This window comes from Vibrio sp. F13 (assembly GCF_020806305.2).
Classification (GTDB): Bacteria; Pseudomonadota; Gammaproteobacteria; order Enterobacterales; family Vibrionaceae; genus Vibrio; species Vibrio crassostreae_C.
In genome coordinates this window covers 2147177-2162584 of record NZ_CP170175.1, presented here as the reverse complement: position 1 = coordinate 2162584, position 15408 = coordinate 2147177, and the positions used below count along the sequence as shown (strand labels likewise).

15 protein-coding genes are annotated in these 15408 nt (G+C 44.8%); 10 read left to right on the top strand and 5 right to left on the bottom strand.

Translation table 11 applies throughout. The features are described from left to right. The first annotated feature begins 91 nt into the window (after positions 1–91). From pepA to LMH68_RS09985, 5 genes are all read left to right on the top strand, one after another. The gene (gene pepA / locus LMH68_RS10005) at positions 92–1612 is read left to right on the top strand and encodes a leucyl aminopeptidase (protein ID WP_010435005.1); all 1521 of its coding nucleotides are present in this window, start codon (positions 92–94) and stop codon (positions 1610–1612) included. Positions 1613–1711: 99 nt separating this feature from the next. Beyond that, the gene (locus tag LMH68_RS10000; protein WP_102333032.1) at positions 1712–2161 is read left to right on the top strand and encodes a DNA polymerase III subunit chi; all 450 of its coding nucleotides are present in this window, start codon (positions 1712–1714) and stop codon (positions 2159–2161) included. A 102-nt stretch (positions 2162–2263) separates the two neighbouring features. Next, positions 2264–5137, top strand: a complete 2874-nt coding sequence (locus tag LMH68_RS09995; RefSeq protein WP_017063742.1) for a valine--tRNA ligase — start codon at positions 2264–2266, stop codon at positions 5135–5137. Between the two features lie 228 nt (positions 5138–5365). Continuing rightward, on the top strand, positions 5366–5770 hold the full coding sequence (locus tag LMH68_RS09990) for a DUF2061 domain-containing protein (protein ID WP_017058933.1): 405 nt from the start codon (positions 5366–5368) through the stop codon (positions 5768–5770). A 47-nt stretch (positions 5771–5817) separates the two neighbouring features. Further along, positions 5818–6312: a GNAT family N-acetyltransferase gene (locus LMH68_RS09985; protein ID WP_017066666.1), complete on the top strand. Its 495-nt coding sequence runs from the start codon at positions 5818–5820 to the stop codon at positions 6310–6312. Positions 6313–6361: 49 nt separating this feature from the next. On the opposite strand, the gene LMH68_RS09980 is transcribed toward LMH68_RS09985, so the two are convergent. Then, positions 6362–7156, bottom strand: coding sequence for a glycosyl hydrolase 2 galactose-binding domain-containing protein (locus tag LMH68_RS09980; protein WP_017058931.1), 795 nt, complete (start codon positions 7154–7156; stop codon positions 6362–6364). A gap of 125 nt (positions 7157–7281) precedes the next feature. Further along, positions 7282–7698, bottom strand: a complete 417-nt coding sequence (rraB, locus tag LMH68_RS09975) for a ribonuclease E inhibitor RraB (RefSeq protein WP_017058930.1) — start codon at positions 7696–7698, stop codon at positions 7282–7284. 576 nt (positions 7699–8274) lie between these two features. Here rraB and arcA point away from each other — a divergent pair. From arcA to LMH68_RS09950, 5 genes are all read left to right on the top strand, one after another. Beyond that, entirely contained in the window at positions 8275–9495 is a 1221-nt protein-coding gene (arcA, locus tag LMH68_RS09970; RefSeq protein WP_017069412.1) for an arginine deiminase, read from the top strand. 157 nt (positions 9496–9652) lie between these two features. After that, complete coding sequence (locus tag LMH68_RS09965) at positions 9653–10657, top strand: ornithine carbamoyltransferase (RefSeq protein WP_017063738.1); 1005 nt, start codon at positions 9653–9655, stop codon at positions 10655–10657. Between the two features lie 287 nt (positions 10658–10944). Next, positions 10945–11874: an aspartate carbamoyltransferase gene (gene pyrB, locus LMH68_RS09960; protein WP_012604860.1), complete on the top strand. Its 930-nt coding sequence runs from the start codon at positions 10945–10947 to the stop codon at positions 11872–11874. Positions 11875–11886: 12 nt separating this feature from the next. Continuing rightward, complete coding sequence (gene pyrI / locus LMH68_RS09955; protein WP_017058927.1) at positions 11887–12348, top strand: aspartate carbamoyltransferase regulatory subunit; 462 nt, start codon at positions 11887–11889, stop codon at positions 12346–12348. Between the two features lie 136 nt (positions 12349–12484). Beyond that, on the top strand, positions 12485–12874 hold the full coding sequence (locus LMH68_RS09950; RefSeq protein ID WP_004735319.1) for a RidA family protein: 390 nt from the start codon (positions 12485–12487) through the stop codon (positions 12872–12874). A gap of 124 nt (positions 12875–12998) precedes the next feature. Here LMH68_RS09950 and LMH68_RS09945 read toward each other — a convergent pair whose 3' ends face one another. The 3 genes from LMH68_RS09945 to ibaG form a co-directional block, all read right to left on the bottom strand. Next, the gene (locus LMH68_RS09945; RefSeq protein ID WP_017058926.1) at positions 12999–13724 is read right to left on the bottom strand and encodes a 1-acylglycerol-3-phosphate O-acyltransferase; all 726 of its coding nucleotides are present in this window, start codon (positions 13722–13724) and stop codon (positions 12999–13001) included. A 152-nt stretch (positions 13725–13876) separates the two neighbouring features. After that, complete coding sequence (gene murA, locus LMH68_RS09940; RefSeq protein ID WP_017058925.1) at positions 13877–15142, bottom strand: UDP-N-acetylglucosamine 1-carboxyvinyltransferase; 1266 nt, start codon at positions 15140–15142, stop codon at positions 13877–13879. A gap of 8 nt (positions 15143–15150) precedes the next feature. Beyond that, the gene (ibaG, locus tag LMH68_RS09935; protein WP_017058924.1) at positions 15151–15405 is read right to left on the bottom strand and encodes a BolA family iron metabolism protein IbaG; all 255 of its coding nucleotides are present in this window, start codon (positions 15403–15405) and stop codon (positions 15151–15153) included. Between the last annotated feature and the right edge of the window lie 3 nt (positions 15406–15408).

The window sequence follows — 15408 nt, the reverse complement described above, 5'->3', positions numbered from 1 at the left end:
TCTTTAAGGTTAGTTCCATTATAGGATCCAACAAGTAAGAACCCATTATCTAACATTTAGTTCGATTTGTCTTCAGGATGTAGGAGTACGCATGGAGTTCAGTGTAAAAAGTGGCAGCCCAGAGAAACAACGCAGCGCATGTATCGTTGTCGGTGTATTCGAACCGCGCCGCCTTTCTCCAGTCGCCGAGCAATTAGATAAGATTAGCGATGGCTATATTAGTTCACTGCTTCGTCGCGGTGATCTAGAGGGTAAACCTGGCCAGATGCTACTACTGCATCAAGTACCTGGTGTACTTTCAGAACGTGTTCTACTGGTAGGCTGTGGTAAAGAGCGTGAGCTAGGCGAACGTCAATACAAAGAAATCATCCAAAAAACCATCAGCACACTAAACGAAACAGGTTCTATGGAAGCAGTATGTTTCCTTACAGAACTTCACGTTAAAGGTCGCGACACTTACTGGAAAGTTCGTCAAGCTGTAGAAGCAACTAAAGATGGCCTTTACACGTTTGACCAATTCAAGAGTAATAAGCCAGAGACTCGTCGCCCACTACGTAAATTGGTATTCAACGTACCTACACGTCGTGAATTGAGCCTTGGTGAGAAAGCTATTTCTCATGGCCTTGCTATTGCTTCAGGCGTGAAAGCATCGAAAGATCTAGGCAATATGCCACCGAACATCGCAAACCCTGCTTACCTTGCATCTCAAGCTCGTCGCCTAGCTGACGATTATGAAACTGTGAAGACTAAGATCATTGGCGAAGAAGAGATGGAAAAACTGGGTATGACTTCATACCTAGCAGTAGGCCGTGGCTCTAAGAACGAATCGATGATGTCTATCATGGAATACAAAGGCGCTGCGGATCCAGACGCAAAACCTATCGTCCTAGTCGGTAAAGGTCTTACTTTCGATTCAGGCGGTATCTCACTTAAGCCTGGCGAAGGCATGGATGAGATGAAGTACGATATGTGTGGTGCTGCCTCTGTATTCGGTACAATGAAAGCATTGGCGAAACTTAACCTGCCAATCAACGTTGTTGGTATTCTAGCGGGTTGTGAAAATATGCCTGGTAGCAACGCTTATCGCCCTGGTGACATCCTAACTACGATGTCTGGTCAAACCGTTGAAGTATTAAATACTGATGCAGAAGGTCGTTTGGTTTTATGTGATGCTCTAACTTACGTTGAGCGTTTTGAACCTGATTGTGTTGTCGACGTTGCGACACTAACTGGCGCATGTGTTATTGCTCTAGGTCACCACATCAGTGGCGTTCTATCAAACCACAACCCACTATCTCATGAACTTGTTAATGCTTCAGAGCAAGCAAGCGACCGAGCATGGCGTCTACCTATGGCTGACGAATACCATGAGCAGCTAAACAGCCCATTCGCTGATATGGCGAACATCGGCGGCCGTCCTGGCGGCACAATTACTGCTGGTTGCTTCCTGTCTAAATTCACTAAGAAGTACCACTGGGCACACATCGACAGTGCTGGTACGGCGTGGAAGTCAGGCGCAGCGAAAGGCTCGACAGGTCGTCCTGTCTCAATGCTTGTCCAATTCTTATTGAACCGCAGCGGCCAAGAGACTGAAGAGCAATCTTCAAAATAGTAAAAAGGGCCTACGGGCCCTTTTTTAATAACTGCTATTTGTTAGAGTCTGTAGACCAAGTAATATTGAGGTCCACAATTTTCAGTTCGAGTGTTAAGTATGCAAACTGCCACTTTTTACATAGTGCCTTCAGACAGTCCGCAAGCCCGCGAAGATGGTTTTACTCACTATGTGCTGTTTCTTGCTCAGCACTTTGCAAAACAAGGCGCTAAACTTTATCTCAACTGTAATGACAAAGAGCATGCCGAGCGTATTGCTGAAGTTTTCTGGCAAGTCGAACCCTGTGATTTTATTGCGCACAACTTGGTTGGCGAAGGCCCGAAGTATTCAACCAACATCGAAATTGGCTATCAAGGCGTAAAACATAATTGGAATCGTCAGCTAGTAATTAATCTGGCCGATAATCATACAACCTTTGCGAACGCCTTTGCTCAGGTGATAGACTTCGTCCCTTGCGAAGAAAAAGCTAAGCAACTCGCTCGAGAAAGGTATAAAATTTACCGTCAAGCTGGATATCAGCTACAAACTATCGAGATTCAACATCCATAGTCAAACCTCATAGTTAAAGCTATCTTTGGATTTAGATTCAAGAAGCTTCACTTATGAAGTTTGACCACGATTAACCATTCACAGTATCCGTTTAAGAGCACTATGGAAAAGACATACAACCCAACATCAATCGAACAAGCTCTGTATAAGACTTGGGAAGAGAAAGGCTACTTTAAGCCACACGGTGACACATCAAAAGAAGCTTACAGCATCATGATCCCGCCACCGAACGTCACTGGCAGCCTACACATGGGTCACGCGTTCCAAGATACGATCATGGATACGCTTATCCGTGCTCAACGTATGAAAGGCAAAAACACGCTTTGGCAAGTGGGTACTGACCACGCTGGTATCGCAACTCAAATGGTTGTTGAGCGTAAGATTGCTGCCGAAGAAGGCAAAACAAAACACGACTACGGCCGTGAAGCTTTCATCGACAAGATCTGGGAATGGAAAGGCGAATCAGGTGGCACGATCACTCAACAACTTCGTCGTCTTGGTGCATCTGTAGATTGGGATCGTGAACGATTCACTATGGATGACGGCCTATCGGCTGCGACTCAAGAAGTGTTTGTTCGTCTATACGAAGAAGACCTAATCTACCGTGGTAAACGTCTAGTAAACTGGGATCCTAAACTGCACACTGCAATCTCGGATCTTGAAGTTGAAAACAAAGACAAAAAAGGTTTCATGTGGCACTTCCGCTACCCGCTAGCGAACGGTGTTAAAACGGCAGATGGTAAAGACTACATCGTTGTTGCGACGACTCGTCCTGAAACCATGCTTGGCGATACTGGTGTTGCTGTTAACCCAGAAGATCCTCGTTACAAAGATCTTATCGGCAAAGAAATCCTACTTCCTGTTGTAAACCGTCTTATCCCTATCGTAGGCGATGAGCACGCAGACATGGAAAAAGGCACGGGTTGTGTGAAGATCACTCCAGCTCATGACTTTAACGATTACGAAGTGGGTAAGCGCAACAACCTACCGATGATCAACATCCTAACGTTCAATGCTGATATCCGTGATGCTGCTGAAGTCTTCACGACTAACGGCGAAGAAAGCGATGTTTACTCAACAGGTATCCCTGCTAAGTACCAAGGTATGGAGCGTTTTGCTGCACGTAAAGCTATCGTTGCTGAATTCGATGAGCTTGGTCTTCTTGAAGAGATCAAAGATCACGACCTGACTGTCCCTTACGGCGACCGTGGTGGCGTGGTTATCGAACCAATGCTGACTGACCAATGGTACGTGCGCACAGCACCTCTTGCAGAACCTGCAGTTAAAGCGGTTGAAGATGGTCAAATCCAATTCGTACCTAAGCAGTACGAAAACATGTACTTCGCGTGGATGCGTGACGTGCAAGACTGGTGTATCTCTCGTCAACTTTGGTGGGGCCACCGTATCCCAGCATGGTACGACAACGATGGTAAAGTTTACGTAGGTCGCACTGAAGAAGAAGTTCGTGAAAAGAACAACCTAGCGCCTGTTGTTGTGCTTAAGCAAGACGACGACGTACTGGATACTTGGTTCTCTTCTGCACTTTGGACGTTCGGCACACAAGGCTGGCCTGAAGATACTGAAGCACTGAAAACATTCCACCCATCTGAAGTACTAGTATCTGGTTTTGATATTATCTTCTTCTGGGTTGCTCGTATGATCATGATGACCATGCACTTCGTGAAAGACGAAGATGGCAAGGCTCAAGTACCTTTCAAAACTGTTTACATGACAGGTCTTATCCGTGATGAAAACGGCGATAAGATGTCTAAGTCGAAAGGTAACGTACTTGACCCAATCGACATGATTGACGGCATCGGCCTTGAAGAGCTAGTAGAGAAGCGTTGTGGCAACATGATGCAACCTAAACTGGCTGCTAAGATCGAAAAGAACACACGTAAAACATTCGAAAACGGTATCGAACCCTACGGTACTGACGCACTGCGTTTCACTCTTGCTGCTATGGCTTCAACTGGCCGTGACATCAACTGGGACATGAAGCGTCTTGAAGGTTACCGTAACTTCTGTAACAAGCTATGGAACGCAAGCCGTTACGTACTGATGAACACAGAAGAGCACGACTGTGGCATGTCACTGTCTGTAGAAGACCGTGCAAACATGGAATTCTCTCTAGCCGATAAGTGGATTGAGTCTCAGTTTGAAGTTGCAGCGAAAGAGTTTAATGCTCACCTAGACAACTACCGTCTAGACATGGCAGCAAACACGCTTTACGAATTCATCTGGAACCAATTCTGTGACTGGTACTTAGAGCTAACTAAACCTGTTCTTTGGAAAGGTACTGAAGCTCAACAACAAGCGACTCGTTACACGCTTATCACGGTTCTTGAGAAGACTCTGCGTCTTGCTCACCCTGTTCTTCCTTACATCACTGAATCTATCTGGCAGAGCGTTAAGCCGCTAGTAGACGGCGTTGAAGGCGAGACAATCATGACTCAAGCGCTTCCTCAGTTTAATGAAGCTAACTTCAATGCTGAGATCGTTGACGACATCGAATGGGTTAAGACTTTCATCACTGCTATCCGTAACCTACGTGCGGAATACGACATTGCACCAAGCCAAGGCTTAGAAGTAATGATCAAGGTTGCTGATGAGAAAGATGCCGCTCGTATCGAAGCGAACAAGATCGTTCTTACTTCTCTAGCTAAGCTAGACGATATTAAAGTTCTAGCTGATGGTGAAGAGACTCCTGCTTGTGCAACTAAACTGGTTGGCAAATCTGAGTTGATGATCCCAATGGCGGGTCTTATCGACAAAGATGCAGAGCTTGCTCGTCTAGATAAAGAAGTCGCTAAGACTCACGGCGAGATTAAACGTATCGAAGGTAAGCTAGGTAACGAAGGTTTCGTTGCTAAAGCACCAGAAGCAGTTATCGCGAAAGAGCGTGAAAAGCTTGAAGGCTACAAGGAAACTCTTGTTAAGCTTGAAGAGCAAAAAGCGACAATCGCTGCGCTTTAAAACCGAGTGAACGAGAAGGCTTCAAACTTCTCGGTCTAAATAGAAAGGTTGGTCTTGGTGACCAGCCTTTTTTTATGTCCCTGATTCCAATATTCCAATGCTTCTCACTCTAGCCGCACTGATTGATAGGTTTCATCTATCAAATTAATCTCTACTTCCCATTATACTTAATGATAATAATTCTCAATAATAGACCTATCAAAACAACACAACGACTGAGTAATTATCATGAAAAAGACACTAACCTTTGCTGCATTACATTTTACTATCGCATTTAGTGTCGCTTATGTACTAACAGGCGACATCTTAATTGGTAGCTTAATCGCTATGATTGAGCCCTCTGTGAATACTGTTGCCTTCTATTTTCATGAAAAGGCGTGGGCTCAAGTTCCAGCTCTTAAAGCTCGCCAGTGGATGACCAAATTAAAAACAGCAAGCTTTGCTACCATCCACTTTAGTGTTGCCTTTACCGTTGTCTACTTGTTGACTGGCGATGCCTTCATCGGCGGCGTGATGGCTTTGCTTGAGCCAACTTTAAATACAGTTGCTTACTACTTCCACGAGAAAGTCTGGTTACGTAAATCAGGCGACCAAATGGCACAACAACAATTCTGTTTGCACCAACATGCTTAGTCACCATATATTGGGTCACATATTAGTGACCCTTTCATAGGCAGATCATGGAACAAATTGCTGAGTTCACCCTTAGACCCATTACACCGCAAGACAACCCAAGCATCGCACAAATCATTCGCCAAGTTTCGGCTGAGCATGGACTCACAGAAGATAAAGGTTATGGCGTGGCCGATCCAACACTCGACGATATGTACTCTGTCTATAGCCAAGCGAATGCAATGTACTGGGTTATCGAACACAACGGAAAGATCGTCGGAGGCGGTGGCTTTGCCCCTCTAGCAGGTAAACCCAATGTGTGTGAGCTACAAAAGATGTACTTCTTACCGCAAACTCGAGGGCATGGCCTAGCCAAGCGAATTGTCGCTTTGAGCTTAAAGCAAGCCAAGCAACTTGGGTATCAACACATGTATTTAGAAACGACGAAGTGCTTGGGTGCTGCGGTCAAACTCTATGAGAAGCTTGGGTTTGAGCATCTTGAGTCAGCTTGGGGAGAAACAGGCCACGACGCTTGTGAGGTTGTCATGGCCAAGTCGTTATAAGCAGAATGCGCCGCTATAGCGAAAGAAGATAACGCTAAAATATACGGAGTTAACGTAGAAAGTTACTGACGCAAGAAGTTGGGTTCAAGGCAACAAAAGAACTCTCTTCTTGCCCATCAAGTACCACTTCTAATGGGTATAGATACTTGGGGTTAGGATTCTCAATATCAAAAATGATAGGAGCTTCGACCTGGAACACGACGCCAGTATGTTCAGCGCGTACATCAATCGGCATCACGAGAGTCATACCATTAAACTTGATGGATGCCGATACTAACCCCGCCTTTAGCGTTTGATAGATAACATCCACTTTAAACTCACAGCCACCACCGTGGTGCCAGATCTGCTCTGTGACAACTTGCTCTAGCTTGACGTTTCGAACGAACTGCAGGTATGGCGCTTGCCAAATCCCGATGCGTGAATCAGATTTAGCGATAGCCTGTGAAGATACAGAGTCATCCATGTCTTCTTCAAGCAATAGGCTCTCCTCTTCTTCAAGGAAAAGGATCTCGAAACGGTTTCGGCCGGACTGCATATAAGGACGGATATCTTTACGGTATTCAGCTTGGCTACCATCACAATCAAAAACAGCCACACCATTAAGTCGAACTTCAGCAAAATAATCGACTCCAGCCATCACTAACTCAACAAATGGACACGCTAACATAGCGTCATCCACTTCGATGTCGTGCATCAGGTGCCACTCTTGCTCTGCAATTTGACTTTCACTCAAGCTATCAGGGAGCTTTGAGCTTAACGGAGCCGGAAAGGTGATGTCATCTTGTGGGATAGAGAGATCCGTCAGTGGCGAAATTTGCCAAAGACCATCGAGAAGCAACCGCATATCATTCCTTGAGCTAGATCAATTTTGACCGCATTATAATGAATGAATGCATATAAAGACATTTATTTTTCTGAGGGTAAAAAAATGCCAGCTCGAGGCTGGCATTTTTTAAAATTGGGAAAGAATTACTCTTCGCCTTCATCATCTTCGTCTGGGTAGATAGCATCTTCACCTTCGTAGTAAGTGCCCCAACCGTCGTAGATAATGTCAAACTTCTCTGCAAGGTTTACAAGCTTCTCAACTTGCTCATCAATCGCTTCTGCATTCAGAGTACATTGCATCGTTGCATCACAACAAAGTAGCTTATTGCCATCTTCGTCTTCTGTCTCTTCAGCTTCAAGCACTTCAAAGCCCATTTTGAATGCTTCAACAACCGCTTTCTCAAGCACATCGAAATCTTCAGCAAATAGGTGATGCTCGATATCGTATAGAGCTTCAGGATCGCTACCATCTTCAATTAATGCTGTAATGATGTCGCGAGTCTCTTCCTTTTGAAATTCAATTAATTCCGCTACTGATAGATATTCATCTTCGTGAGACATGTGTCTGCTCCAGAGTGTTGACTATGAAAAGATCAAATTTGATTGTCACGAAATATGGCACGGATCGTCTAGAAAAGCCACCCAGATCAGGCCTAGAAAGGTAAGTTTATCGCGAGATCGCAGCGCCAATATCAATTCAAAAGTGAAATCAAAATCACAGAAACAAATTTTCAACATTTTATTAACTGCGCCGTATTTTAGCATTTCGTTTTTGTGGCCACTTTAGGGCTTATTGAATAAAACTTGCGTGATTAGTCACGTTAGGTGCATACGCTAAACCGCTTTTGGGGTGCATAAATCCTCAGCTTGTTATCAAAAAGTGCATAATAGTGAATAAAAAATCACGATTAATAAGCAAAATTCAATTCTAACAAGCCACGAATTGAGCATAGATCCTCAAAAACGTTGTTCCGTTCGATAGCCAGTTAGTTGGAATTTAATCTGTATAAACTTAAAAATCACAGGTTTTATGACCAATTATTACCCAAATACCTTGTATTAACTCAATCTACAAAACTTGCATATTACGGACAAGCTTGTCATAAATAGACGCTGGATTAATAGTAAGGATGCAAAATGAGTAAGCTGTACGTTGGCTCCGAAGTCGGTCAATTGAGACGAGTTCTCCTAAATAGACCTGAAAGAGCACTCACCCACCTCACCCCTTCAAACTGTCATGATCTTCTATTTGATGATGTACTTGCCGTTGAAGCCGCTGGTGAAGAACATGATGCCTTTGCAGAAACGCTGCGCAGCCAAGACGTAGAAGTACTACTGCTGCATGACCTGCTAGTAGAAACGCTTGCCGTATCTCAGGCTCGTGAGTGGTTGCTGAATACTCAAATCTCAGATTTCCGTTATGGGCCGACTTTCGCCCGTGACTTAAGAAACTACCTTGCTCAAATGGATAATGAGCATCTAGCAACGATCTTACTCGGTGGCTTGGCCTACTCTGAGCTTCCTATCAAATCATCATCGATGCTGCCTAAAATGCATCGACCACTCGATTTCGTTATCGAGCCACTGCCTAACCACCTATTTACGCGAGATACTTCTTGCTGGGTTTACGGTGGTGTATCGCTTAACCCAATGATGAAGCCTGCACGTCAACGTGAAACGAACCACCTGCGTGCTATCTACCGCTGGCACCCAGTGTTCGCAGGCCAAGATTTCATTAAGTACTTTGGTGACGAAGACCTTCACTACGACAACGCTAACATTGAAGGCGGTGACGTACTGGTTATCGGTAAAGGTGCGGTACTGGTTGGTATTTCAGAGCGTACGAAACCACAAGGTGTCGAAAACCTAGCGGCTAGCCTATTTAGATCAGGCCAAGCGAGCGAAGTGATTGCGATCGATCTACCAAAACACCGCTCTTGTATGCACCTTGATACGGTGATGACACACATGGATATCGACACGTTCTCTGTCTATCCAGAGATCGTTCGTAAAGACCTCGACACTTGGCGCTTAACGCCAAAAGAAAACGGCGAAATGCGTGTCGAGAAAGCTGAAAACTACCTGTCAGCGATTGAAGGCGCACTAGGCCTTGATCAACTGAAGATCATCACTACCGGCGGTGATAACTACGAAGCTGAGCGTGAACAGTGGAATGACGCTAACAACGTACTGACAGTGAAACCAGGTACCGTGATTGGTTATGAACGTAATGTTTACACCAATGAGAAATACGACAAAGCGGGTATCGAAGTTCTAACGATTCCTGGCAACGAGCTAGGCCGTGGTCGTGGCGGCGCGCGCTGTATGAGTTGCCCTATCGAAAGAGATGGTATCTAAGTCAAAGAGCTCAGTTAAACAGACTCAATAATCTTATCTAGGCCAGTATTCATTTACTGGCCTTTTTTATCAAATTAATAAAATAAATATTCACAAATATAGCATTTTTATGTTTAACTAAGTTCTTCATTGATTCTATATACGCAAGGAGCGAGAGATGGCCTTTAATCTTCGCAATCGTAACTTTCTAAAACTTCTCGACTTTACTCCTAAAGAGATTCAGTTTTTACTCGACCTGTCTGCTGACCTAAAAAAAGCTAAGTATGCAGGCACTGAGCAGAAGAAACTCAACGGCAAAAACATTGCTTTGATCTTCGAGAAAGCATCAACTCGAACACGATGTGCGTTTGAAGTGGCCGCCTTTGATCAAGGTGCTCAAGTCTCTTACCTTGGCCCTTCTGGTTCTCAGATTGGTCAAAAAGAATCAATGAAAGATACGGCGCGTGTATTGGGACGCATGTACGATGGCATTGAATATCGTGGCTTTGGCCAAAGTATCGTTGAAGACTTAGGCGCTTATGCGGGCGTGCCGGTTTGGAATGGCTTAACCGATGAGTTCCACCCTACTCAGATCTTGGCTGATTTCCTCACTATGCTTGAGCATGGCCGCGGGAAGCATCTACACCAAATCAGCTTTGCTTATCTAGGCGATGCACGCAATAACATGGGTAACTCTCTGTTAGTCGGAGCCGCGAAGATGGGCATGGATATTCGCCTTGTCGCGCCAAAAGCCTTTTGGCCAGAAGAGCAGCTTGTTGAAGAGTGCCAAACCATTGCGCAAAACACTGGCGCAAAAATCACGTTAACTGAAGACGTTGCTGAAGGCGTGAAAGGTTGTGATTACCTATACACCGATGTTTGGGTTTCGATGGGCGAAGCCCCTGAAGCTTGGGACGAACGTGTGGCGGTAATGAAACCATACCAAGTGAATATGGATGTCATTAAGCTAACTGGTAACCCTCAAGTGAAGTTCATGCACTGCCTACCCGCTTTCCACAACAATGAAACTGTGATTGGTCAGCAAGTCTCTGACAAGTATGGAATGAACGGCTTGGAAGTGACTGACGAAGTGTTTGAATCTGACTACTCGATTGTATTTGATGAAGCTGAAAATCGCATGCACACCATCAAGGCGGTGATGGTCGCGACGCTTGGTCAATAGACAATAATGAAAGTAAACAAAAGCTTGATGTAATCGCTTGCGCTCACAAATTGAAAGCGTATAATTCTCGGCAATTTGTCTGAGAGTAGTTAAAATGACGCCAAGCAATGTTTTGATAAAACATAATGATATTGTGAAAACACATAATAAACTTGTGAAAACACCAAATATTGCTCGTAAGCTAAGATGCTTACCAGGCCGTCTATTCTGCTTTTCAGCACTTTTTTAAAGCCTCCCATTATGGGGGGCTTTTTTATGGCCAATACATTATTGTGGGGAAGAAGATCATGGCGAATTCGCTCTATCAAAAGCACATCATCTCAATTCCAGAGCTTTCTCGTGAAGAGCTAGAATTAATTGTTCAAACGGCAGGTCAGCTAAAGGCTGAGCCAAACCCAGAACTCATCAAGAACAAAGTTGTTGCCAGCTGCTTCTTCGAACCTTCTACGCGAACTCGTCTCTCTTTTGAAACTGCGATTCAACGCATCGGTGGTGATGTGATTGGTTTCGACAGTGGTGGTAACACTTCTTTGGCAAAGAAAGGCGAAACGCTAGCGGACTCGGTACAGGTTATCTCTTCATACGTTGACGCTTACGTGATGCGTCACCCTCAAGAAGGCGCAGCGCGTCTGGCTTCTGAGTTCTCAAACGGTGTTCCTGTTATTAACGCAGGTGACGGCGCAAACCAACACCCAACACAAACGTTATTAGACCTATTCTCTATAGCTGAGACACAAGGCCGCCTCGACAACCTAAACGTTGCATTCGTTGGTGACCTTAAGTACGGCCGTACGGTTCACTCGTTGACTCAAGCACTAGCAAAATTCGACAACATCTGTTTCTACTTCGTGGCTCCAGAAGCACTAGCGATGCCAGACTACATTTGCGAAGAGCTTGATGAAGCGGGCATCAAGTACCAACTATTGACGGACATGGAAGATGTGATTCCTGAACTAGATGTCTTGTACATGACTCGAGTTCAAAAAGAGCGCTTCGATGAGTCAGAATACGCGCACATAAAATCCGCATACATCCTGACCGCTTCGATGCTGGAAAATGCACGCGATAACCTGAAGGTTCTGCACCCTCTTCCTCGCGTTGATGAAATTACTGTCGATGTCGATAAAACACCTTACGCTTACTACTTCCAGCAAGCAGAGAATGGTGTTTACGCCCGTGAAGCATTGCTAGCCCTTGTTCTTAACGAAACGCTGTAGAGGAGAGATATAATGTCTAAAGAGACTCAATTAAAAGTTGAAGCAATCAGAAACGGTACTGTTATCGACCATATCCCAGCCAATATCGGGATCAAGGTTCTAAAACTGTTCGACATGCACAATTCTCATCAGCGCGTGACGATTGGCCTGAATCTACCGTCTTCTGCACTAGGCGGAAAAGACCTGCTCAAGATTGAGAATGTGTTTATCACAGAAGAACAGGCGAGCAAGCTGGCACTTTATGCGCCTCACGCAACAGTGAATCAAATCGAAGATTACGAAGTGGTTAAGAAACTACCACTAGAACTTCCTGAGCAAATCAACGATGTGTTCGAGTGTCCAAACACCAACTGTATTACTCACAATGAACCGGTTGAAAGTAGCTTTAAGATCTTTGAAAAGAAAGAAGATATTCGATTGAAGTGTAAGTATTGCGAAAAAGTCTTCTCTCGCGAGATCGTAACAGAAAGATAACGTCATACGGCAAAGCAGACCGAATGTAAAAACTATCAAATACCTCGCCTGTGCGGGGTATTTTGCGCTTTACCTATCCAAAGTTTGAAGGCACACTGAAAATTGATTTTTATCTAATAACTGATGGAATAAACCAATGACTAAAGTACTTCACACAGAATCTGCTCCAGCTGCAATCGGCCCATACGTACAAGGCGTTGACCTTGGCAACATGGTACTGACTTCTGGTCAAATCCCAGTAAACCCAGCAACTGGTGAAGTATCTGCTGATATCGCAGAGCAAGCTCGCCAATCTCTAGACAACGTTCAAGCGGTTGTTGAAGCTTCAGGCCTGACTGTAAAAGACATCGTAAAACTAACGGTATTCGTTAAAGACCTAAACGACTTCGGCACAGTAAACGAGGTTTACGGCAAATTCTTCGATGAGCACGGCGTTGCAAACTACCCTGCACGTTCATGTGTTGAAGTAGCTCGTCTACCAAAAGATGTAGGTATCGAGATCGAAGCTATTGCGGTTCGCAAATAGCTTTTAATCTCTAGATTAAACACCTTCGGATAAACGACTTAGCGTAATGCTGAGTGTTTATTAGATACAAAAAAGGTTGCCCCGTTGGCAACCTTTTTTATTGTTCATCGTTTCGCTTAGATAATTACTTTTTATTAAGCTCAACCACTTCTTTGTCTAACTCTTCAAGTTTCGCAGCCATCTGCTCACGAGCTAGGTTAGCCAGTTCACGAACATTAGACTTGTCGTAGCCTTCAGTGCTGATTGGTGGCAGCATTTCAACAATCACGTGACCATTGTTCCAACGGTTTAGCTTCACGCCACCGGTTGAGCTACACACGATAGGGATGATAGGCAAGCCAGCACCAATCGCAGCATGGAATGCACCTGTTTTGAATGGCAGCAGACCACGGCCACGAGAACGAGTGCCTTCAGGGAACATCCAAACTGAAACATCGCTCTCTTTTAGACTCGTCACGACCTGATCAATCGTACCTACCGCTTTGCTACGGTTAGCACGGTCAATTAGGATGTTACCCGTCAACCAGTAAAGCTGACCAAATAGAGGCATCCACACTAGGCTTTTCTTACCAACAGTTACCACTTTTGGCGTTACCGCTGATGAAATCGTGAATAGATCCCAGCTGTTTTGGTGGTTCGCCACATAAACATGCTGGCCGCGAGAGTAGGCATCTTCTGGGATGCGAAGCTCTAACTTCATGCCGAAGATCTTCGACATGCGACCGAAATAACGGCCAAAGGTAAATACGTGTTTCGGGTTGCGTGGACTTAATAGGCAGTAACCACAACCAAATACAAACATAAGAATCGCAAATATCGCCACTGCGAAAATACGTAATATTGCTATCATTTTGTTCCTCACCGACCGCCAAGTTGATTCATCTATTCGCGCAAAAATGAGCAATAGATTTACTCGCGGTAAATACAACTATAAAAAAGCCGAAACCAAGGTTCCGACTTTTATGTTTTCATCTTACTGATTCATGAATCCACTAACCTAGGTTAGTTCGACTCACTAAATCGTGTAATGTTTGCGCCTAAGGCTGACAATTTATCTTCAATCTTATCGTAGCCACGATCGATGTGATAAATACGGTCAACGATGGTTTCACCTTGAGCAATACAGCCAGCAATAACAAGGCTCGCAGATGCGCGAAGGTCCGTTGCCATTACTTGAGCGCCGCTCAGTTTTTCCGTTTCACCACAGATAGCCGTGTTACCTTCGATTTCCGCTTTTGCACCCATTCGCTGTAACTCAGGAATGTGCATAAAACGGTTTTCAAAGATAGTCTCAGTGATAACACCACTGCCCTTCGCCATCATGTTAAGCAGAGTAAACTGTGCTTGCATGTCGGTTGGGAAACCAGGGTGAGGTGCCGTTACGATTTTCACCGCTTTCAGTTCACGACCCGTCATATCAAGACTGATCCAGTCTTCGCCCGTTTCAACCTTCGCACCCGCTTCTTCAAGCTTCGCTAAGGCAGCTTCAAGAAGATGAGCGTTGGTGTTGCGACAAACCACTTTACCGCCAGAAACAGCAGCAGCAACCAGGAAAGTACCTGTTTCAATACGGTCAGCAACCACAGAGTGTTGGCCACCACCAAGACGTTCAACGCCTTCGATAGTAATCGTATCTGTACCTGCGCCAGAAATTTTAGCACCCAGTTTGTTTAGGAAGTCAGCCGTATCAACAATCTCAGGCTCACGCGCTGAGTTATCGAGTACTGTTGTTCCTTCCGCTAGCGTTGCTGCACACATGATAGTAATGGTGGCACCCACACTTACTTTATCCATCACGATGTGCGCGCCTTTCAGACGGCCATCAACACTTGCTTTCACATAACCATCTTCCAACTTAATGGTCGCACCTAGTTGCTCTAGGCCGTGGATATGCAGATCAACAGGTCGAGCACCAATTGCACAACCGCCTGGAAGTGACACTTGGCCTTCACCAAAACGAGCGACTAGAGGACCTAAAGCCCAGATAGAAGCACGCATTGTTTTCACTAAATCGTAAGGCGCACAAAATTCATTAATTTCGCTGCCATCAACATGAACACTACCATTACGCGATACTTTTGCGCCTAAACGCTTAAGCAGTTCCATCGTAGTATCGATGTCACGTAGGTGAGGAACGTTACTTACTTCCACTGGCTCTTCAGCAAGAATTGAAGCAAATAAGATAGGTAGCGCTGCATTTTTTGCGCCTGAGATCGTCACTTCACCGCTTAGCGGCTTATCCGATCCAATAACTCGAAACTTTTCCATCATAAACCTTAAAGTGACATCAGTTTCTTATCACGTTCCCACTCTTCCGGCGTGAAAGCCTTAATAGAAAGAGCATGGATGTCATTGCGTTGAATGTATTCCATTAGTGGGCCGTAGATTAGTTGCTGCTTCTTAACTCGATTCATGCCGTCAAAACATGGATCAACCGCAACAACTTCGTAATGACTGCCTTCCCCTTTCACGAAAATTTCCTGAAGGTTCAGTGCTTCTGCTAATAATTCTTGTACTTTTGTGCTGTCCACAAA